Source organism: Deltaproteobacteria bacterium (assembly GCA_016709225.1).
Taxonomy (GTDB): Bacteria; Myxococcota_A; Polyangia; order Nannocystales; family Nannocystaceae; genus Xiheibacterium; species Xiheibacterium phototrophicum.
In genome coordinates this window covers 2,951,920-2,971,340 of sequence record JADJEE010000012.1, presented here as the reverse complement: position 1 = coordinate 2,971,340, position 19,421 = coordinate 2,951,920, and the positions used below count along the sequence as shown (strand labels likewise).

Here is a 19,421-nt window from a genome sequence, read left to right as displayed (position 1 = left end):
CGAAAGGCGCCCTGCGCTCCCACGCAACGGACGGCGTGGGCGCCGAGGCGCCCAAGGGGCCACCACTCGCTACGGCTTCGCCGCAGGCTCACTCGCCGCATCTGCGCCCGCGCCCGCAGCGTCCTTTGCGGCGGCCTTGACGACCGCCATGAGGAAGTCGAAGCGGGTCTGGAACAGCTGCTTCTGCAGCGCGAGGCCCTCGATGCGATGGCCTTGGCCTTCGAACTCGACGTAGTAGACCGGCAGGTCGAGCGCCTTGGCCTTGTCGGCGAACTGCCGGCTCTCCTGCACCGGCACGCGCCAGTCGTTGCTGCCGTGGGTGAGCAGGATCGGCATGCGCAGACGCTCGACGTGGGTCAGCGGGCTGCGGTCGTGCATGCGCGTGCGATCGGCGGGCACCTTGGGATCGCCACTCTCGAGCACGACCCAGTCGGGGATGTTGCACTTGTCGTGGAAACTCTCGATGTCGGAGAAGCCCGCGTGCGCCAGCCCGAAGCCGAACGCATAGAACTCGTTGCGGCCGTTGGTCGCCGGCGGGAAGGTCAGCGCGCGCATGGTCGCGTAGCCGCCGTGGCTGCCGCCGTACACGCCGATGTGGCGCGCATCGAGGCCGGTGCGCTGCTCGAGCCAGCGCGCGACGTGGAACAGATCGACGATCTCGTCGCCGCCCAGATCGCGATCGTTGAGCGCCGCGAAGTCGCGACCGAAGCCCGAGCTGCCGCGCACGCTGGGCGACAACACCGTCAACCCCGCCGCGCACATGATCTGATCGAACTCGCTGTACGCATTGTCACCGCCGTAGAACGACGTGATCATCGCCAGGCGCTGGCCGGCATCCGCCAGCGGCGTACGCGGGGTCAGCAGGAACGCGTGCAGCTCGCGGGGCTTGCGGGTCTTGGGGTCGACGTCGAAGGTCGGGATCGACACCCGCTCGGCCTTGCACGCGACGACCTTGCGCTGCAGCGCGTCGTCGGGCGCGACCACCACGGTGGCACCCGGGGGCTTGCCGCTCGCGATCGCGTCGAGCCCGAGCTCGACACCCTCGAGCAAGATGTCGGGCGACTCCTGCGTCACGAGAGCCCGATCACCGAAGCCATCGATGACATCGGCCGAGCCCGGCAGACGCTGCTCCGAGAGGGTCTTGCCGCCCACGGGATCGATGACCGCGAGTGTCGATCCCGCGGGCGTGCGGTGCACCGCGACCACGCCGCGCGCCGTCAGCTCGGCCGAGCTGATGTCCTCGGTGAACTTGGACAGCGCGCGCGTGCGTCGGGTCTTGCGCGACCACGCGTAGAGGTTGGCGAAGCCGTCGTCGTTGGCGACGTAGACCAGCTCGTCACCGACCCAGCCATCGAGCACCTCGAGGTGGCTGCGCCGCGCGCGGGCGTTGGTCACCAGCTGCAGCTTCGGCTTGGCGGCGTCGAGCGCCACGCGGACGAGCTGCTCGCGGTTGCGATCGCCCTTGGTCTGCGCGTTGAAGTAGACCTCTTTGTTGTCGGGCGAGAAGTGCAGGTCGCTCCACGTGAAGGTCAGCGCCGCGTCGTCGCAGAGGATCTCGCGCTCGTTGCCGCTGGCGACCTCGCGCACCCGCAAGCAGCTGCGAAACGGTGCCTTGGTGCCGCTGCGGGGCAGGTACGCCAGGAGCGTGCCGTCCTCGCTGAAGCCGAGGCCGTAGACGTAGTCATGGTCGGTGACCTGCTCGAGCTTGCCGTCGTCGAGCGACAGCCGCCACAGGTTCATCTTCTCGTCGTTCGATGCATCCGCATGCAGCCACAGGCTGTTGCTCTGGGCGTGGTGATGGATCGACCACAGGCTGCGCTTGGACCAGTCGACGTCGCTGATGGTCTTGCCGACCGCGAGGTCCCAGCGCGCGCCGGGCTGCGCGAGCGGCAGCATCTTCAGCGTGTAGGCGTCGCCAAGCGCGAAGTAGAAGAGCGCCTTGGTCTTCAGGCTCGGACGGAAGCGACCGTAGGGGAAGCCGACCAGGAACGGCTCGAGATCGACCTCGCGATCGAAGTAGTGCACGACGCCGGACGCCTGCGGCGCGGTGTCGGGCTCGGGCTCGGGGGTCGCGGTCCCGCCCGCGTCCGGCACCTCGGTCTTCGGATAGGGCGTGGCCTTGTTCGGGGGCGCACAGCCGAGCACGAGCAGCGAGACGGAGGCGACGAGCGAGCGCATGGGCGGGGGAAGTGTGCGGGCTTTCGGCGCCCGGCGACAAGGCCGAAGCGCCGAGGCTGCGATCCCTGCCCCGCGTGGGTCCGCGACGCCGGCCACCACCGACGTCGCCACCACCCGAGCTACTCGCAGAAGCTCGACGGCGCACACACGCCGCCGCCGATGTCGATCGACACGCAGCAGCCGCTGTTGCACTGGCTGCCGTCGTCGCACAGATCGGCGCAGACCTTGGGCCCGTCGAACTGCGTGCACACCGTCATGCCGTCGTCGAAGCCGCAGCAGTCGCCGTTGATGTCGCAGTCGTCGCCGGGATCGAGGCACACGTCGTTGCCCGAGTCGTTGCCGCTGTCGTTGCCCGAGTCGTTGCCGCTGTCGTTGCCCGAGTCGTTGCCCGAGTCGTTGTTGCCGGAGTCGTTGTTGCCCGAGTCGTTGTTGCCCGAGTCGTTGTTGCCCGAGTCGTTGTTGCCGGAGTCGTTGTTGCCCGAGTCGTTGTTGCCCGAGTCGTTGTTGGTGTCGTTGCCCGAGTCGCCGTCGTCGTCGTCGTCGCAGCCGATCGGCGCGGCGCACAGGACGAGGGTGGCGAGGACGTGGAAGGAGTACTTGCGGAACATGGTGTGGCTCGTTTCGCCGCGCGCGTTCGGTGGGCGGCACCCGTCGATGCCGTCGCCCCTCGCATGTCGCGATTTTTCTGAGGCGACGATCGCGGGGCCCAGCGGGGGGCCACGGGGTGGTCTGGGCCGGCCCCCACGCCGCGCTTGCGGAGCGTGAGCTGGCACCCGGATCATGGGCGCAATGACTCGACGGCTCTGGCTCGTGGCCACGCTCTGCATGCTCGCCTGTCGACTGCGCGCCGATGCCGAGCAGCCCCGCGAGGTCGCGCCCGAGTTCACGCTGCCGGACGCCGACGGCAACCCCGTGAGCCTCGCGCAGCTGCGCAGCCGCGGCCCGGTGGTGCTGGTGTTCTATCGCGGCTGGTGGTGAACCTTCTGTCGCCGGCAGTTCGCCGGCCTGCGCACCATCCAAGACGAGCTCGCGTCACGGCACGCCACGCTGGTGGGCCTCAGCGCCGACGAGGCTCCCGAGTCGAAGGCATTCGCGGCCACGCACCACGTGCCGTTCCCGCTGCTGCAGGACACCGCGGCCGAGGTCGCCGCACGCTACGGCGTGCGCATGGCCAGTCAGGAGATCGCGATCCCATCGATCTTCGTGATCGCCCCCGACGGCCGCATCACGTGGCGTCACGTCGGCGAGTACGTGCCCGATCGGCCGGCGCCCGAGGCGGTGCTCGAGGCGCTCGACGGCGTCGCCGCGCCCTCGGGTGGCTGGCAGCCGCGCGCACGCCGGCGCAACCAACCCAAGTCCGGGCCTGCGGAATAGTGACTCCTGGAGCGGGTTGTCGAGCCCGCGCTCCTGGAGAGACGCACCCGCCATGGTCGAACCCACGACGATCCCCCACGCCCTCGCCCGTACCACCCAAGCCATCGCCCTCATCGGTGAGCGTCAGGCTGCGCGCGGCTTCGTCACCAGCCTCGTCGCTGTGACTGCGCTGGGCCTGTTGGTCGGCGCGATCGCGGCGCTCATCGGCTGACGTGGCCGTGGCTGGCGCTCGCGGGCCTTCGCGGTACCGTCGCGCTCGCCATGAAGTTCACGCGCCGGGACTCCACCTTCGAACGCTCGAGCCACGAGCGCACGCCCTCGCCCAACGTCCCTCTCGCCAGCGGAACCCTGGCGCTGGATCGGTGGGCGCAGGGCGTGCGCTTCGGCGGCGGTGAGCTCGACCTCGGTGCACTGGGCGGCGCGCAGCGCATCGGCGTGAACCTCGTCGAGCTCGCGCCCGGTCGCCAGAGCTGCCCGCGCCACTGGCACGTGAAGGAGGAAGAGCATTTCTACGTGTTGAGCGGCCGCTGCGTGCTGCGCTCGGGCGACGATCGTCACGACATGGGCCCCGGCGACTACGTGTGCTTCCCCGCCAACACCGGCATCGCGCACGCCTTCGAGAATCCCTTCGCGGAGCCGTGCCGCCTGCTCGCGATCGGCAACCGCGATCCGGACGAGATCGCCGTCTATCCCGACAGCGGCAAGATGAAGCTGCGGGCGTTGGATCGCATCGTGCCCTTGCCGCCGCAGGGCCTCGACTACTGGACCGGCGAGGCGACCGAGGTCGAGCTGGGCGATGCCGCAGGGGACGATCCGCGTGCTCGTGCAGCACGGGCGGCCGAGCGGATCGACCGTGAGGACGAGGCGCGGGAGAAGCAGGTGGATGAGGACCTCGCGGCGATGAAGAAGCGACTCGGGCTCGAGTGAGCGGCGTCCCACGCCGCACAACAACCTGCGAATCGACATCCGATTCGAGGGTGGGCCTGCGATCATCGATGCTTCGAGCGGGAGCCGAAGATGCTCGAAGCGGGTATCCGCGGCCTGGGGTCGAGCGTGAGGCGGCGGAGGCGTGAGCCGGGGTACGTGCCGAACTCGGCGACGACAGCTCGGGTCCACCGCATCGTGGGCAGACGGAGAGATCGATCGCAAACACGCGGGCCAGGATGGTGCTCATGCCGGTGCCCGTGCTCGTGCTGCCAGCTGACGTGGCTTGGACTTCGGAACTTCGGGCCGAAAGGCTGAGGCATCCCCTCATATGACGCCGACCACTCTGCGGCAGAGGGCATGGCCGGCGCATGGGCGAGGGCGCTGCCTTGCTCGTCGATCGACTGCTTCCGCGATGCGGGTACCGTCAGTGGGTGCTGTCATTCGCCGGGCCAATGGCGGTGCGACTCGGTTACGACGCGGCGCGGCTCTCCCGTGTCAGCCGATGCTTCGCGCGGGCAGTGATGGCCTCGCTGCGACGTCTAGGCTCCTGGGCGACCCATCCGTGGCGCGTGCGGTCGGCGGCCGACGACTCGCTGCGCGTCGAGCTCGAGCCGCTCGAAGCCGACACAGAGATCGCGCTCGAGTGACCACGCGTCAGCCCGCGGGCACGCACGTCGCGCTGCCCTCGATCTGTGCGTTGGTGCGGAACGTGTTGAGTCCGCGCCAGTGGGGGACCTCGACGGCCGGGATTCGTCCGTCTTCGCGCACGTTCGTCACGTGATACGTGTGCTGGTTCCAGATCCGCCGCGCTTGGATCCACCGGCTGTCGGCGTCGCCATACACCTGCACTGTGGGCGACGACGCGTTGCCGTCGAGGTCTTCGTTGCTGATCACGATGATCTCGGCGGATCCGTCGTTGTCGACGTCGACCACCGTCGGATACTCGATGAGCGTGCGACTCGATCGCGGCTGCTCGACCAACGGCGGCGCCTGTGGCATCGCGGTGTCGAACACCCAGAGCACCTTTTCGTCGCCGTACATCGCTTCGGCGGCGCCGTCGCCGAGAAAATCGAAGGCGGTGCCGGTGGCCTCGCCCGTGAAATCCTCGACCACCCATTGACCGTCGATGACGATCTCGTCGCCCGCGAGTGAGAAGATCGCGAACACTTCGCCGACGCTCATGGCCCACTGCGCGTGGTCGTCGCCGTCGAAGTCGTGGATCGCGGCAGGGCGGCCCCAGCCCTCGGCGGCGCCGAGTGGGCGCGCGTCGATGATCCGCGGGGTGCCGTCGTGTTCGAACACGCTGAGGCCCGCCGCATGAGACACCAGCAGCTCGGCGTCGCCGTCGCCATCGAGATCGGCGACATGCGGGTGACCGACGTCGATGCCGGTGTCGAACCGCTTCTGCGTCGCGCCGTCGCCGAGGTAGCGGTAGACGCCCTGTGCGGTGATGAGCTCGGTCGTGCCGTCCTCGTCGAGATCGGCGACCACCGTGGTCGCGGCCATCTGCGGGGCGGTCTCGTCGAGCTGGCCGATGAGATGCCCCGTGGCGTCGAGGATCAATGTGCCGAGCACGATCTCCGGCGTTTCGTCGTGATCGAGGTCGGCCAGGGCGATCGCGCTGGTCATGCCGCAGCACCCGTCCACTGGATCGCTGCCGAGCAGCGGCGCTTCGGCGAAGCCCTCGACGGGGGAACCGTCGTGATTCCACGCCGCGAGCGGGCCGACGAGCGAGGTCGGCGCGACGATCTCGATCGCGCCGTCGCCATCGAGGTCGCCGAGCGCCGGTTGCCCCCACGCCGACACCGGGCCGGCCTGCCACAACATCTGCCCGCTGGCGCCGTCGAGCGCGTACAGGTGGCCCGTCGCGGTGAAGAACGAGTCGGCCTCGAAGGCGCTCGGCCCAAAGGCGAGCACGATCACGTCGGGCGTGTCGCACAGATCGATCTGACCGTTGCCGTCGTCATCGTTGGTCTGTGCGACGAGGGCCGTCGCCACCGCATGAGTGTCGCCGTCGTGACCGTGCCACGCCCACTCGAGCGTGGCGTCGAACGATCCCGCGGGTGCTTCGTTCATGCACGATGGCGGTACGTCGAGCTCGTCCTCGCCGAGCTCGCACACCACGGGCCCGTCGGGCCCGTCGGGCACGCCTAGGTCGAGCCGCGGACCCTCGTCGCCATCCGCATCGGCCGCGCCGCTGCTCTGCATGCCGGTCGAAGCCTCATCGTCGCCGTCCTCGGTACCTTCGGGGCCGCTTGTGGTCGCGGGTACACCAAACGGCGACGTCGTCGACTCACGGCAGCCCGCGAGCGCGACGACGACAACGAGACCCGAACGAACTCCGGCGAGGTGCACAAGGTACCGTGCCGCGTGGGTGCGCTTCGGTTGGTGCACCCACGCGACCAGGTGATCGTGATCCCATGCTGCCGCGACGGCGCAGGGGCCCGGGTCAGCGCGGAGTTGCCTGCGGAGCCGTGGCCAGGTGGCCCACCGGCGGGAAGCTCAGCGCCAAGCGACCCAAGGGCGCGCTGGTCGTGCTCGAGTTCGCCGACGAGGTCCAGCGCTACGCCGACGAGGCCTGCCAGGACACCAACCGCGTCGAGCGGATCGAGAGCGACGGACGGTTGGTCCACGCCCAGCGCTGCTGCGCGTCGGCGACGAGGTCCGTGCGGTCGTCGGCCCCGGCACGCCCATGCCGGCGCGTGTGCTCTCGGCGTCGCGCAAGGACAAGCTCGTGCAGCGCCGCGACGTGCGTCGGTGATGCTCAGCGCGGGCCCACAGCGATCGGCCTGCCGAGGTCGTGCCTCGCGGCGGGCCCTTGATCCTCAGGCCGCGCGGCGTACGATCACCGCGCTTGCGCGACGAGACCCCGCCCGATCCTTCGGCCCTCGCCGTGCCCGAGAGCGCCGCGGTGGATCCCTACGAGCGGACGTACATGGCCGGCCAGGGCGTGGTGCTCCACCGTGACAAGCGGCCGGCCCCGAAGTGGATGCAGCTCCTGCTCGGCAGCACCGCGCTGGCCGGCGTCGCGCTGCTGTTCACGGCGGCGTGGGCCTCGGGGTTGGTGATGATCCCCGTGGGCGTGGTGCTGTGGGCGCTGTTCTCGGTGCTGCGGGTCTCGGTGAGCGAGGGCGCGGTGAGCATCCAGTACGGGCTGTTCGGGCCGACGATCCCGACCGCGGCCATCGAGAGCGCCGAGGCCGTCGACTACGACTGGAAGCGCTTCGGCGGCTTGGGTATCCGACGCGAGATGTACAACATGCCCGGTGACCACGGCCGCGCGGTGCGGATCGTCTGGCGCGGTGGGACGAAGCGCAGGGTGACGCTCGTCGGCACGCCGCACCCCGAGGCTGCGGTCGCGGCGATCGAGCGGGCACGACGCGGGCTGCCGCCGGCGCGCTCGGCCACCGCCGGCGAGCTCGGCCCGCCGCGCGACGAAGGGTAGTCGAGCGGCGCGGCGTCAGGCGGAGCGGCGCCACACCAGTGTCAGCACCGACGCGGTCAGCAGCACCAGCAGCGCGTAGAGCAGCGGCAGCCACAGCATCTCTTCGTGCATTGCCGCGGGGAAGGTCGCGATGATGATGCCGAGCGCCATCGGGCTGTTCTGGATGCCGGTCTCGAAGGCGACTGTGCGGCGCTGCGCCGAGGGCAGGCCGACGGCGCGCGCGCCGAGCCAGCCCAGGCCGAAGCCGCAGGCGCCCAGGCCGAACGCGGCGAGCACCATCGGCGCGGTGGTGCGCCCGAGCAGCGCCGCGTTGCTGACCAGGCCGGTGACGATGAGCAAGCCGAGGACGGCGATGCCGGCGATGCTGCCCACCTTCTCGGCCATCCGCGCCCGCGCTGGCCACCGCGCGCGCACGAGCATCCCGAGCGCGAGCGGCACGAGAAACTGCGATAGCAACCCGACGATGGGCGCGAACGGCCGCCGCGCGACGTCACGGATGCTCCGCTACATGCTGCGGCCACCGTTCGCCCATGACGCTGTCCGAGCCCTCGCAGATGGTCGTGTCCGCATCCTCTTCGAGGTGCCCACGCGCCAAGGCGCGACCCACGTCGATGTCGAGCCCGAGCGCTTCCTCGCCCGCCTGGTCGGCCTGGTGCCGCCGCCGCGGCAGCATCAGGTGCGGTACTTCGGTGTCTTCTCGAACCATCACGCCCTGCGCTCGCTGCTGCGGCCCGCAGGAGCGCCCGCGAGTGCGACCCCGCCCACGCAGGTGCCGATGTTCGACACGGCGGGCCTGCGTCCGTGGCCGCCTTCGACTTCGCATTCTCAACACCGGCGCGTCGTCACCCCACGCACCCTGACAGAGGGGGCCCAAGGCCCGCATCGGCTGGGCCAAACTACTGGCGCGCGTGTTTGCCATCGACGTCACCGTCTGCCGACGATGCGGTGGGCCGGTGCGCATCATCGCTGCCATCACCGACGCCGACGAGATCGCTCGTCTGCTCCACGGTGCAAGGCCGCCGCCTCGTCCGCACCCGCCCGGACAACTCGGTTTCTTCGACCCTTGAACCTCCAAACGCGCGGCACCGCCGGAGCGTCGTCGGACCGTCGCCGGACCGTCGCGCCCCTGACAGCACCACGCCACCGTTTCGCGCGCCGGGTCCTTCCCAGCGACGCCCGCCCACGACGACGCTCCCGCAGCGCACCACGGCCAAGCGCAATCCTCCCCGCCCCTAGCTCAGCACGTACGCTGGCTCGCAGCCTCAGCCACTGCACGCACGAACCACGTCTCCGATACCCGCTTCAAACCTCTTAGGCTCCTTCAAACCCCTTAGGCTCAGGCTGGAACCAGGAGACAGCGGCGGCCCTTGCCCCACGCGGCGCGCACCTCGGGCTCGAGCATGACCTTCCAGCTCGTGCTGACGACATCGACGACCACGCCGTCTTCCTCTGCGTCGCCCTTCGCGGGCGCGAGCTGGATCATCCAGTCGTCGTCGTCTTCGATGTCGAACTTTCCGACCAGCTTCGCTCCCTTGGCCAGCGGAGCGCGGATGAACTCGAAGAAGAGCTCCCGATCGTCCGCGCTCATGTCCGACTCTTCTCCTTCGAGCACCATCTCCGTGACCGCGAGGCGGCCGTCGTTGCCCGCGGCCCAGACGTGCGCGATGCCTTGTCCCACGTCGAGGCTGACCGTGACCGGCCTCTTCTTCGAGTCCTTCTCGCCGATGCGAATCACGAGCGAGGGGTTCTCGCTCACGACGCTGCCGAATCGCCGAGGCGCCTTGGGGCGAGGTTGCGCCTTCCGGGCTCCAGCCTTCTTCGTCTTGGTGGCTGTCTTCGCCTTTGCGGCGGGCTTCGGCTTCGCGGCGCCGAGCTTCGAAGCGCGCTTCGCAGGCGAGACCTTCATCATCGCGTCGACGATGCGCTTCTCTTCGATCGGAAGCGGATTGCCGCTGAAGTCGAGGACCTCGAGCGCCGGCAGGCTCGCGATCGCCGGAGAGACCGAAGTCAGCTTGTTGTCGCTGATGTCGAGTCGAACGAGCTTCTTCAGGCCGCCCAGTGGCGGGAGCTCCTTCAGACCGAGGCCCCGGAGTTGGAGCGTCGTCACTCCCGAGAGCGAGAAGACGGCCGCAGGCACCGCGCCCTTCCCGTCGACGAACAGCGTCTTCAGCTTCGTGAGCCTGCCGATCTCTGCGCCGACCCCCGCGAGCGCGCTCGCCTGGATGTAGAGCTCTTCCAGGTTGGTGAGCTTGCCGAGTCCAGGCGGCACCTTCGCGATACCACGCAGATCGAGTCGCTTCAGGCGCTTGCAGTCGAAGAGAGCCTTGGGGAGCTCCCGAATCCTCGTGTCCGTGAAGCTGATCGTCTCGAGGTTCTTCAGGCGACCGATCGTGTCGGGGAGCGCCGCGAGCGACGCATTGTAGTCGAGACTCAGCGTCTTCAGCTTCGACAGGTCGCCGATGGCCTTTGGCACCGCCCTCAGCGAGAGACCGCCAAGCATGAGCACTTCGAGGTTCCTCAGCTTCCCGATGCCGTCGGGGATCGTCACTGGGCCGGTGATGCCGCGAAAGATCTCGAGCGACACGAGGTTCTTGCACGCCAGGACCTCCTCGGGGAACGCCTTCAGGGGCTTCACCTCGAAGCCATTGTTCCGCGCGTCCGCCGGGTTGATCTCGAGCTTCTTCACCTTCTCGGGATGAGAGCGGACGGCGGCGAGCGGATCCTTCGGCTTGAGCTTCGGCACGTCCGGCAGAGTATCGGATCGGGAACGCGCGGCCATCCTCGATCGACGCGCCTGGGAGGACGTCATCGATGGCGTTGCGGATTGGACGCACAAGTGAGGTCGGGGCGTCCTCGCGGCGAGGCGCGACCCACGTCGATGTCGAGCCCGAGCGCTTCCTCGCCCGCCTGGTCGGCCTGGTGCCGCCGCCGCGGCAGCATCAGGTCTGCTACTTCGGTGTCTTCTCGAACCATCACGCACTGCGCTCGCTGCTGCGGCCCGCAGGAGCGCCCCGCGAGTGCGACCCCGCCCACGCAGGTGCCCATGTTCGACACGCCGGGCCTGCGCCCGTGGCCGCCCTCGACTTCGCAGCTCAACACCGGCGCGTCGTCACCCCACGCACCCAAGGCGGGCTCGAGTGATCGCCGGCGATCAGCGACCACCATCGAGTAGGTCGCCGCCCCCGACATGGTCGACGAAGCCACGTCGCAACGCGACGAGCGCATGCATCCGCTCCTCTCGATCCATCGCGCGGGCGACCGCGCGTCGATCGAGCTGCGTGTGCCTGCCGATCGCCGCCGCGAACGCGTCGACCAGGCGATCGCACTCGCGCCCCGCCGCTTCACTTCTGTACCGGAAGCGGAAGCGGACGAAGCGATAGAGCGACCTCGCGGTCGCGGTGCGATGGCCGGACGCGCCCGCGACGGCGATCAGGATTGCCGTTCCTCCGGCCACGCCCGCGACGGCGGTGCAAACCGGCGCCTTGACGTGCTGGATCGCGTCGTAGATCGCCAACGTCGATGTCGCGACGCCACCGGGCGAGTCGATGCGCAGGGTCATCGGGGCCGCCGGATCCTCTGCGTCGAGGTACAGCATCTGCGCGATGATCGTCGTCGCGCTCCGGTCGGTGATCATCCCCGTCACGCTGACCTCTCGGCGCTGCAGGCTCTGCTCGACTCCCAGCGACCAGGGGCGCTCGCCGGGGTCGGCATCTGACGATACCTGGTTCGGAGGCGGGTGCTTGGCGAGTCTGCCCAAGCCCAAGCGGGCCAGTTGATCACGAATGAACGCGCGCATGATGAGATGCCCCCCGACCTCGGCCTGGGCTCGGTCGGCCGCGGCGCGTCGTTAGAACCAGCGGCGATGCATCTCCCGGAGGAACTCCGGCGACAGCGGGTATCCCGATCGATCACCGAGGACCGCGTCGACTCCGCACCGTGGGCAGAGCGCAGTCTGACCCTCGTCGTCGACTTCGTCCGTCCACTCGTCGATCTCGCCCGGTGCGAACGTGGCGCAGCAGTAGAAGCAGCCGCACGTCGCACTCGCCAGCAGCTCAGCCCGATGATGGCTCGAGTGCCCGTGCGCGGCGCGGATCGCCTCCGGAAAGGCCGCCTTTCGGCGCTCGTGCTCGTCGTCGAAGTTCATGCGCGCGTCGTCCGTATCGCGGTCGGACACATACTAGGGAGGGCCCGGGCGCCAGTCGTTGTGCACGCCGAGCGGAATGAGACCCTCGCCGAGATCGCGAAGTTTGCCGTCGCTGCGCAGCAGGTGGAGATGCGGTGGCGCCCCCTCGTCGCCGAAGCGGCCCTGCGTGAGCGCCAGCATGTCAGAGTCCGGAGACCACACTGCATCCAGGTACGCATCGCAGGAGCCGGCTGCTATCGCTTCGCCGTCCGCGTCGAAGAACCGCACGCGGGCCCCGCCCGCCTCGCACGCTTCCCACGCAGCGTAGGTGGTTTGGTCGGGTGACCATCCCAATCCGATGGTGTCGCACGGGGTCGCGTCGATCAACCTCCGTCGCTCGTTGGTGCCGAGATCGACGCGCTCGAGCGCGCCATCGTCGTCCCCGCAGCCGACCTTCATGAGGAGCGCGTCGCCTCGTGGACTCCAACTGACCAACCTCAGATCGTCGCAGCCCACGATCTCCACTGGTTCGCTTCGCGTGAGATCGACCAGCTCGAGCCGCCACAGATCGTCGGCACAACTCCGCTGCACCACGAAGCGATCACCGGCGCGCGACCACGTCATGCTCGAGAACCCGGCGAGCTCGCCCTCCCAGACCACCGCGCCTCGGCGGTCGCGCACGACGCCCTGCTGGTCGGTGACCTGTGCCATGTGCTTGCCATCCGGTGACCAGCTCCGATACTCGCTCGCATCGGGTTCATCGAGCACCAACACGTCGTCATCGCGGCCGAGCTCGTAGAGCTGCCACCGCCCCTCCGACGAGACCGTGGCGAGACTTCGTCGTGGATCGATGTCGATCTGCGGCGATACTTCGACGCCAGCGACCAACACGTCGTCTTCACCGCCGGGACGCACGTGGGTCACGGTGAATGGCGTGGGCATCAGACAGCAGCCGCATTCGTCGGTCTCCTCGAGCAGCTCAGGGCCTTCGCCGACCCACACGACACCGGGTCCGGTCGTGCACGCGAGCGGAGCGCCGACGGGACGGCGCTCGAGAACATCCAGCACCGTCAGACCCAACCCCCGCACCGTCTCCGTGTAATTGTGCAGCGCCGCGTAGCGTCCACCGGGCGCGACCTGCAGCGTCTGGGTGAGCCCCGGAATGACGGACGGCTCGTGGAGCAGCCACGGGGGCTCTTCATGCCCCGACCACCCCCAGACCGCACCGAGGGACGTGTGTGCGAGCAGGACGTCGCCATCGAGCGCCCAGCTCACCGACTCCACCTCTTGGATCGGAAGCGGGCGTCGCTCGCCGTCCGCGTCGACGAGCGCGTACTCGCGGGCGGTGCCGTAGGGATCGTACGGCTCGACGACGATCAAATCCCGGGTCGACCACTCGCGGGGCTCCGACTGTTCCGCGCAGGCACCCGCGACCACGAGCACCATCGCGCCGCAACACGGCCACCGACCACGACACTTCGACCTGATGCACCACGGCACGACAGCACGACCTTCGACGACACACTCGACTCGACGGTGGTGATGCTCCACCTCGCTGCTAGCCTACGGCGCAGTGCATCGACCTGCGCTCCGGTGAGCTTAGCTCACCCAGCGCGGATGGGCCAACGGTCTCGCCCGTCTCGCCCAGCAGAGTTGCGACGGCGGGGCTATCAGGTCAGCGCGCAAGAGGTCAGCGAAATGCTGCACGCGATCGCCCGGGGTGATTCTCGCGGTGGCGGGCGGTACGCTGCGCGCCGATGCACGCGGGCCGGAGCTATTCACTCACCGAGATCACCCTGTGGACGCGACGGGAGACCGTGGTCTTCTTGGTGGTCGCGGCGCTGCCGAAGCTGTTGGACGCGTTAGGGCTGCAGTTGCCGGCGTTGCCGTGGGCACCGCTGGCGATCGTCGGCACGGCGGTCGCGTTCCTCACCGGCTTCAAGGGGAACGCGGCCTACGGCCGACTGTGGGAGGCGCGGCAGATCTGGGGCGGCATCGTGAACAGCAGCCGCACGTGGGCGATCGCCGTGCTCGACTACGTGTCGAAGACCGACGACGGCGGCACGCGACGGGCGCTGGTGCATCGCCACCTCGCGTGGCTGGTCGCGATGCGCTACCAGCTACGCGAGCCGCGGGTGTGGGAGACCATGAATCTTCCGCATCAGATCGAGTACCGCGCGCGCACGTACACACTGCCCGAGGCCGCGCAGCCGCTCGAGGCCGCCTTGGCCGAGTTCCTCGAGCCCGACGAGCTCGCGCGGGTGCTGGCGAAGAAGAATCGCGCGACCCACGTGCTGGCCCTGCAATCGGCCGCGCTGCGGCGGCTCGCCGACGACGGCGCGCTCACCGAGCTGCGCCACATCGAGATGATGACGATCTTGTCGACGCTCTACGATCACCAGGGCCGCTGCGAACGCATCAAGAACTTCCCCTACCCGCGGCAGTACGCAACGTTGAACCTGATCTTCGTGTGGATGTTCATCGTGCTGCTGCCATTTGCGCTGCACCCGGAGTTCCGCGATCTCGGACCTGTGGCGTCGTGGCTGTCGGTGCCGCTGGGCGCCCTCATCGCGTGGGTCTTCCACACGATGGACAAGATCGGAAGCACCTCCGAGAACCCCTTCGAAGGCGGCCCGAACGACGTGCCGATCACGGCGATGAGCCGCGGGATCGAGATCGACCTGCTCGAGATGATCGACGCGCCGCAGGTGCCGGCGGCGATCGGGCCGATCCACGCCATCCTCATGTGATCGCACAGTCGGGTGCCGCACGGCGCCCGTCATTCTCCGCCGTGCTCACGGCACGAGCAGGCGCCAGAAGCCGTTGCGGCTGTTGAGCGAGTAGAGCACGCGGTGATCGGCGTCGTACTTCAGATCCCAGGTGGTGATGTAGCCCGGATCGGGGAACGCCGGCATCGGCAGCTCGCTCCACGTGGTGGGATCGTCGGCGCTGGCGGTCACGTAGAAGCCGTTGCGCGAGCCGAACAGCCGCTCGTCGTCGCCGGCGAGCACGTCGGTGCCCGGTGAGTCGGGGATCGCGCTCCACGTGATGCCGTCGGTGCTGATCAAGGTCGAGAACACGCCGCCGGCGAGCAGCGAGCCGTCCGCGGCACGCACGAGCGAGGCGTTGGCGTAGCCCTCGTCGAAGACGTGCTGCCAGCTCTGGCCGCCGTCGGCGGTGCGCCACATGCCGTCGAACCCGCTCGACCAGTACCAGGTGTTGGCATCGAGCATGGTCTGGAACACGCCCTCGCCCGCCGGTGGGGTGCCCTCGAGGATGTCCCAGGTCTGCCCGGCATCGAAGGTCTCGAGGATGCAGTTCTTGGTCAGTGGCAGGCCGTCGACCGCACCGATCTCGCACTCGAAGTGGGGCGTGACGATGAGATGTTCGTGGTCCGAAGCGTCCATGCGCACGTACTGCACGAATCCACCGAACTGCATCGCGGCGAGGTAGGCCGGGTCGACGAAGGGCTCCCAGTCGACGCCACCATTGGTGGACTTCCACACGCCGTTGGCACCGTAGCCGGTGTTCGTGTACATGACCTGCGGGTCGACCGGGTCGATCACGAACGACCACTGGCGTCCGCCGTCGATGACGTCGGCGTTGGTGCCGGTGTCGATGTGCACCCAGCTCGCGCCGCAATCGGTGGACTTGTAGATGCCCTGGGCGCTGGTGCCGAGATAGATCGTCGCGGTGTTCTGCGGATCGATCACGAACGAGTGCACGCCATAGTTCTCGCCCGCTGGCGTGTCGAACTCGGCACCGAGGTCGACCTCGGCCGGCGTGATGTGCTCCCACCCGGCCGCCGCATCGAGGCCCTCGCAGGGCAGCACGGTGTGACCGCCGCTGCTGCTGCCCTCGTCGTCCGCGTCGGAGTCGGTGCTGTCGGCGGCGGTGGAGACCGACGTGTTCGTAGCACTGGTGGCGGTGGTCGAAGCCGTCGCGCTTGCCGAGGACCCGGGGCCGGTCGGCCCCGAGCTCTCGCCGGCGGTGTCGTCGCTCGACCCCGCGTTGGGATCGGTGGTCGTGCATGCGGTGGCGACGAACCACCCGAGAACAAGAGCGGAGCTGCGGTCGGTCATGGGCGCGAACGTAGATGCACCGGCCGCGGTGGACCCGTGGAGGAATCGACCGGGGGGCGTGAGGGAGGTGGCCGGCGGCCGCTCGCCTTCACGCCGGCGTCCCGTACTTCACCAGCACGTGCCACAGGAGCTTCAGTTCCTGCAAGACGTCCTCGGGGCGCCCGCGATCGCACCACGCACCTGGATTCACCCGCAGGTCGGTGACCGCGGCGCCGATCGCCCGCGCGTCGACGATGCCGGACCGCGCAACTCGCTGTGCGAGCGAGGGCATCGTATGGCCACGGAAGTCACGGGGGACGTCATCGCAGGAGAGCACGAACCCCGGATGCCAGTGAAGCGTGATCGCGTTGCGCACGCACAGCTCGGCGAGCACGCGACCTGTCTCCGCGTCGCGAAACGATGGGTCGGCCACGAGCGCATCGACATCTCGCTCCAGCACCACATCGCCGTGGACCTGAGCCTCTACGTAGTGATTGAGGTTCCTGGCGACGCGGAGTCGCCGAAGATCGTGGAGCGGCGCCGACAGGTCGCAGCGCAGGCGATGAACCAGGTTTGGCACGGTCAGATCGGACTCGCCCAGAGCCATCCCGTGATCGAAGACGCTGCGCAGCACTGCCGCGAATACGTCGTCGAACTCGTCGAGGGTCCCCCGCTCGACTGCCGCTTCGTGGGAATCCAGATAGGTGAACGTGCAGCGCGGTCCAACCGCAGCGGCGAGCACGAGGTAGCAGGAGCCGAACCGCGGTGAAGGACCGTCCGCGTGGCGCAGGATGCCGAGCGCACCGTACTTCGGTCGCTCGGCGGCCGTCGTGTCGGGCGCATGGTAGGCGCCACCGAAGAGCAGCTCCTCGCACAGATCCCGCCGCCCGCCAGGGTGGGCGGACAGACCGCCGTTCGACAGACCCGTCTCGTATTGACTGCGATAGACACCATCGCGCAGCAAGGCTTGGGCGACGGTGTCCCCTGCCGCGTCGGGACGGTCGGGATGGAAGTGAAGCGCTACCCGAGCATGCCGCTCGAGGCTGAGCGCCGCCTCGCGGAAGTCACCGGCCGAGATGTCGCTCATGCGCCGGATGTGATCCTGCAGCGCCACCGCTTCGGCTCGGCGTCGCCTGGCTTGCGCGGCCACGTGCTCGAGGGCGCCACGCTGGGCGAGTGACAGGTGTGGCAGAGGCATCGGGTTCTACGCCGATCGGATCGTACGTCGCGCCAGCGTACCGGGCTTCGTCGGCGTGTTCGAGGGTGTGACGAACGTCGGTAGAGAACCACGAGAGCGGCGATCTGCGACCAAACGCCCATCGCGTCGCCATCACTCGAGGACGTCGACCGCACGACACTCCGCCGCACCGAGGTTGGCGTCACTGTGACCTCCTTGCAGACTTCGCCTCGCGACACCACGAGCTCACGGTCGCCGCTCCTGCCCTACCGAGCCGGGATCACTGCAAACCCTGCCCCGGTCCGGCTCCTGCTAGCCAGCCGCCGCATGCTCGCTTCGCCTCGCCTTCTTCGCGCCCTCGTCCTCTTCGCCGGCTCGTTCGCGATCGCCTGTGGTGACACCAACGAACCGGCCGACGACGGTGGCGACTCGGGCTCGAGTGACGCCGGTTCGGCGAGTCAGGGCTCCGCGACGACCGCGTCGAGCAGCGCGGGATCGATGACCGGCGCGAGCGCGACCGATGGCACCACGGCAACCGACGGCACCACGGTGTCCACGACCGTGGGTAGCGATGATTCGAGTGGCGGTGACAGCGATGGTTCGAGCGACAGCGGTAGCGACACGGGTGGCGCGGCCGCATGTGGCGATGCGGTCGAGATTCCCTACGAGGTCGCGTTCGCCACGTACCTCGGTGGCGGCGCCGACTGGGAGCACGCGCGCGACGCTGCAGTCCTCCCCGACGGCTCGGTGGTGGTCGTCGGAGGCACGGCCTCGAACGATTTCCCGGTGACCCCCGGCGCCGCCGATGGCTCGTTCGGGGGAGGCGGCGGTGCGACCGGTGGCCACGGCGACAGCGATGTCTTCGTCGCCAAGTTCACCAGCGACGGCACGCTCGAGTGGGCGACCTATCTCGGCGGCCCCAACTACGATCGCGCCTACGCCGTCGAGGTCGACGGCAACGGCGACGTGCTCGTCTCGGGCCGTGCTGGGCCCGGCTTTCCGGTGACCGCCGGCGTGTTCCAGACCGAGTATCTCGGCAACGACTCGGGTTTCTACGGCCTTCAGAATGGGTTCATCGCCAAGATCGCCGGCGACGGTGGCACCGTGCAATGGGCCAGCTACTTCAGCGTCGGCCACCTCATCCGCGACTTCGCTCTCGACGATGACGGCGACATCTATGCCGCGATGACCTACCAGCCCGGCGCCCAGGGGACCGCGCCGTGGCTCGGTGCCGCCGTCGCGAATGCGTACCAACCGATGCGGCACGACGATTCGGAATCGGGCGTCGCAAAGATCAGCGGTGACGGCACGCAGGTGCTGTGGGCGACCTGGCTCGGCGGCACCGGGGCCGAGTCGGGCATCGCGTCGGTTCGCGTCGATGACCAGGAGCGGCCGTATGTCGCGACCTTCACCGACTCGACCGATCTACCGACCACCGGCACCGGCGTCACGACGTCGAACGCCGGCGGCGTCGATCTCTACGTCGCACGGCTCTCCGCCGACGGCAGCGCACTCGAGATGGGCGCCTACATCGGCGGCAGCGGCGACGAGTACTTCGAGACCCACGCGATCGGCCTCGGTGCCGGTGACCTCTTCATCGGCGGCGGCACGGCATCGACGGACCTCCCCACCACGCCCGGCGCCCACCAGCCACAGTACGGCGGCGGCGCGATGGATGCCTTCGTCGCGCGCCTCACCACCGAGGGCACGCTCGTCGCCGCCACCTACTATGGCGGCAGCGGCAACGAGGGCCCCGACGGCGTCTCGGTCACCGCGGCGGGCGAGGTCCTGTTCACCGGAGAGACCACCTCGACCGATCTGCCGAGCACGGCCGGCGCCTACCAACCCAGCTTCGGCGGCAATCGTGATGCGTACGCGATTCGCTTCGGCGCCGATCTCGACGCGCCTCGCTACGCCTCGTACTTCGGCGGTGGCGCCTACGACAACGGCCGCGGCGCAACTCTGGCCGACGACTGCACCGCGGTGATCGTCGGCGCGGCCGATGGCGCCGGGTTCCCCACCACGAACGCCTGGCAGCCCGCGTTCGCCGGGGGGCCCGATCAGTGGGGCAACGGCGACGCCTTCGTGGTCGTGCTGCGCTGAACCGAAGCCACCGCAATGTGCTCGCGCTCGTGG

At 69.0% G+C, this 19,421-nt stretch carries 19 protein-coding genes; 9 read left to right on the top strand and 10 right to left on the bottom strand.

Features of this window, described 5'->3' with window-relative positions; translation table 11 throughout:
* Nucleotides 1-69 precede the first annotated feature (69 nt).
* Both IPH07_37355 and IPH07_37350 read right to left on the bottom strand, forming a co-directional pair.
* Nucleotides 70-2,178, bottom strand: coding sequence for a S9 family peptidase (locus tag IPH07_37355; GenBank protein ID MBK6923116.1), 2,109 nt, complete (start codon nucleotides 2,176-2,178; stop codon nucleotides 70-72).
* Between the two features lie 119 nt (nucleotides 2,179-2,297).
* Nucleotides 2,298-2,786 (bottom strand): hypothetical protein, encoded by a 489-nt coding sequence (locus IPH07_37350; GenBank protein MBK6923115.1) that lies wholly within the window; start codon nucleotides 2,784-2,786, stop codon nucleotides 2,298-2,300.
* Nucleotides 2,787-2,958: 172 nt separating this feature from the next.
* On the opposite strand from IPH07_37350, the gene IPH07_37345 reads away from it, so the two are divergent.
* From IPH07_37345 to IPH07_37330, 4 genes are read left to right on the top strand one after another with little or no spacing between them, the layout of a single operon-like run.
* Nucleotides 2,959-3,156 (top strand): redoxin domain-containing protein, encoded by a 198-nt coding sequence (locus IPH07_37345; protein MBK6923114.1) that lies wholly within the window; start codon nucleotides 2,959-2,961, stop codon nucleotides 3,154-3,156.
* 27 nt (nucleotides 3,157-3,183) lie between these two features.
* Nucleotides 3,184-3,552 carry a redoxin domain-containing protein gene (locus tag IPH07_37340; protein MBK6923113.1) on the top strand — a complete coding sequence of 123 codons (369 nt, stop codon included), beginning with the start codon at nucleotides 3,184-3,186 and terminating at the stop codon, nucleotides 3,550-3,552.
* A gap of 52 nt (nucleotides 3,553-3,604) precedes the next feature.
* On the top strand, nucleotides 3,605-3,763 hold the full coding sequence (locus IPH07_37335) for a hypothetical protein (GenBank protein ID MBK6923112.1): 159 nt from the start codon (nucleotides 3,605-3,607) through the stop codon (nucleotides 3,761-3,763).
* A 50-nt stretch (nucleotides 3,764-3,813) separates the two neighbouring features.
* Nucleotides 3,814-4,479 (top strand): cupin domain-containing protein, encoded by a 666-nt coding sequence (locus tag IPH07_37330; protein MBK6923111.1) that lies wholly within the window; start codon nucleotides 3,814-3,816, stop codon nucleotides 4,477-4,479.
* 654 nt (nucleotides 4,480-5,133) lie between these two features.
* On the opposite strand, the gene IPH07_37325 is transcribed toward IPH07_37330, so the two are convergent.
* On the bottom strand, nucleotides 5,134-6,687 hold the full coding sequence (locus IPH07_37325; protein MBK6923110.1) for a VCBS repeat-containing protein: 1,554 nt from the start codon (nucleotides 6,685-6,687) through the stop codon (nucleotides 5,134-5,136).
* A 646-nt stretch (nucleotides 6,688-7,333) separates the two neighbouring features.
* Between IPH07_37325 and IPH07_37320 the strand changes: the two genes are divergently transcribed.
* Nucleotides 7,334-7,924, top strand: coding sequence for a hypothetical protein (locus tag IPH07_37320; protein MBK6923109.1), 591 nt, complete (start codon nucleotides 7,334-7,336; stop codon nucleotides 7,922-7,924).
* Nucleotides 7,925-7,939: 15 nt separating this feature from the next.
* On the opposite strand, the gene IPH07_37315 is transcribed toward IPH07_37320, so the two are convergent.
* Entirely contained in the window at nucleotides 7,940-8,362 is a 423-nt protein-coding gene (locus tag IPH07_37315) for a hypothetical protein (GenBank protein MBK6923108.1), read from the bottom strand.
* A 25-nt stretch (nucleotides 8,363-8,387) separates the two neighbouring features.
* On the opposite strand from IPH07_37315, the gene IPH07_37310 reads away from it, so the two are divergent.
* Nucleotides 8,388-9,239: a transposase gene (locus tag IPH07_37310; GenBank protein ID MBK6923107.1), complete on the top strand. Its 852-nt coding sequence runs from the start codon at nucleotides 8,388-8,390 to the stop codon at nucleotides 9,237-9,239.
* 21 nt (nucleotides 9,240-9,260) lie between these two features.
* Here the strand turns inward: IPH07_37310 and IPH07_37305 are convergent, their stop codons facing one another.
* On the bottom strand, nucleotides 9,261-10,667 hold the full coding sequence (locus IPH07_37305; GenBank protein ID MBK6923106.1) for a leucine-rich repeat domain-containing protein: 1,407 nt from the start codon (nucleotides 10,665-10,667) through the stop codon (nucleotides 9,261-9,263).
* Between the two features lie 68 nt (nucleotides 10,668-10,735).
* Between IPH07_37305 and IPH07_37300 the strand changes: the two genes are divergently transcribed.
* Complete coding sequence (locus tag IPH07_37300; protein MBK6923105.1) at nucleotides 10,736-11,065, top strand: transposase; 330 nt, start codon at nucleotides 10,736-10,738, stop codon at nucleotides 11,063-11,065.
* 10 nt (nucleotides 11,066-11,075) lie between these two features.
* Here IPH07_37300 and IPH07_37295 read toward each other — a convergent pair whose 3' ends face one another.
* Genes IPH07_37295 through IPH07_37285 form a run of 3 tightly spaced genes read right to left on the bottom strand, consistent with a single transcriptional unit; the run spans nucleotide 11,076 to nucleotide 13,493 of the window.
* Complete coding sequence (locus tag IPH07_37295; GenBank protein MBK6923104.1) at nucleotides 11,076-11,720, bottom strand: ATP-dependent Clp protease proteolytic subunit; 645 nt, start codon at nucleotides 11,718-11,720, stop codon at nucleotides 11,076-11,078.
* Between the two features lie 51 nt (nucleotides 11,721-11,771).
* On the bottom strand, nucleotides 11,772-12,068 hold the full coding sequence (locus IPH07_37290; protein ID MBK6923103.1) for a cytoplasmic protein: 297 nt from the start codon (nucleotides 12,066-12,068) through the stop codon (nucleotides 11,772-11,774).
* Nucleotides 12,069-12,101: 33 nt separating this feature from the next.
* A complete protein-coding gene (locus IPH07_37285; protein ID MBK6923102.1) occupies nucleotides 12,102-13,493 on the bottom strand; it encodes a hypothetical protein in 1,392 nt (463 codons plus the stop codon).
* A 311-nt stretch (nucleotides 13,494-13,804) separates the two neighbouring features.
* Between IPH07_37285 and IPH07_37280 the strand changes: the two genes are divergently transcribed.
* On the top strand, nucleotides 13,805-14,797 hold the full coding sequence (locus IPH07_37280; GenBank protein ID MBK6923101.1) for a multidrug transporter: 993 nt from the start codon (nucleotides 13,805-13,807) through the stop codon (nucleotides 14,795-14,797).
* Nucleotides 14,798-14,842: 45 nt separating this feature from the next.
* Here the strand turns inward: IPH07_37280 and IPH07_37275 are convergent, their stop codons facing one another.
* Both IPH07_37275 and IPH07_37270 read right to left on the bottom strand, forming a co-directional pair.
* Entirely contained in the window at nucleotides 14,843-16,129 is a 1,287-nt protein-coding gene (locus IPH07_37275; GenBank protein ID MBK6923100.1) for a hypothetical protein, read from the bottom strand.
* A gap of 88 nt (nucleotides 16,130-16,217) precedes the next feature.
* Nucleotides 16,218-17,306 (bottom strand): DUF3626 domain-containing protein, encoded by a 1,089-nt coding sequence (locus IPH07_37270; GenBank protein ID MBK6923099.1) that lies wholly within the window; start codon nucleotides 17,304-17,306, stop codon nucleotides 16,218-16,220.
* A 306-nt stretch (nucleotides 17,307-17,612) separates the two neighbouring features.
* Here IPH07_37270 and IPH07_37265 point away from each other — a divergent pair, with 306 nt between their 5' ends.
* Nucleotides 17,613-19,388 carry an S-layer protein gene (locus IPH07_37265; protein MBK6923098.1) on the top strand — a complete coding sequence of 592 codons (1,776 nt, stop codon included), beginning with the start codon at nucleotides 17,613-17,615 and terminating at the stop codon, nucleotides 19,386-19,388.
* The last annotated feature ends 33 nt before the right edge of the window (nucleotides 19,389-19,421 follow it).

Coding starts and splice junctions, on each gene's coding strand:
- IPH07_37295 (MBK6923104.1), bottom strand. CDS start 11,720: ATGCGCGCGTTCATTCGTGATCAACTGGCCCGCTTGGGCTTGGGCAGA.
- IPH07_37355 (MBK6923116.1), bottom strand. CDS start 2,178: ATGCGCTCGCTCGTCGCCTCCGTCTCGCTGCTCGTGCTCGGCTGTGCG.
- IPH07_37270 (MBK6923099.1), bottom strand. CDS start 17,306: ATGCCTCTGCCACACCTGTCACTCGCCCAGCGTGGCGCCCTCGAGCAC.
- IPH07_37265 (MBK6923098.1), top strand. CDS start 17,613: ATGCTCGCTTCGCCTCGCCTTCTTCGCGCCCTCGTCCTCTTCGCCGGC.
- IPH07_37290 (MBK6923103.1), bottom strand. CDS start 12,068: ATGAACTTCGACGACGAGCACGAGCGCCGAAAGGCGGCCTTTCCGGAG.
- IPH07_37330 (MBK6923111.1), top strand. CDS start 3,814: ATGAAGTTCACGCGCCGGGACTCCACCTTCGAACGCTCGAGCCACGAG.
- IPH07_37275 (MBK6923100.1), bottom strand. CDS start 16,129: ATGACCGACCGCAGCTCCGCTCTTGTTCTCGGGTGGTTCGTCGCCACC.
- IPH07_37280 (MBK6923101.1), top strand. CDS start 13,805: ATGCACGCGGGCCGGAGCTATTCACTCACCGAGATCACCCTGTGGACG.
- IPH07_37300 (MBK6923105.1), top strand. CDS start 10,736: ATGGCGTTGCGGATTGGACGCACAAGTGAGGTCGGGGCGTCCTCGCGG.
- IPH07_37345 (MBK6923114.1), top strand. CDS start 2,959: ATGGGCGCAATGACTCGACGGCTCTGGCTCGTGGCCACGCTCTGCATG.
- IPH07_37335 (MBK6923112.1), top strand. CDS start 3,605: ATGGTCGAACCCACGACGATCCCCCACGCCCTCGCCCGTACCACCCAA.
- IPH07_37325 (MBK6923110.1), bottom strand. CDS start 6,687: ATGCAGAGCAGCGGCGCGGCCGATGCGGATGGCGACGAGGGTCCGCGG.
- IPH07_37310 (MBK6923107.1), top strand. CDS start 8,388: ATGGGCGCGAACGGCCGCCGCGCGACGTCACGGATGCTCCGCTACATG.
- IPH07_37285 (MBK6923102.1), bottom strand. CDS start 13,493: ATGGTGCTCGTGGTCGCGGGTGCCTGCGCGGAACAGTCGGAGCCCCGC.
- IPH07_37350 (MBK6923115.1), bottom strand. CDS start 2,786: ATGTTCCGCAAGTACTCCTTCCACGTCCTCGCCACCCTCGTCCTGTGC.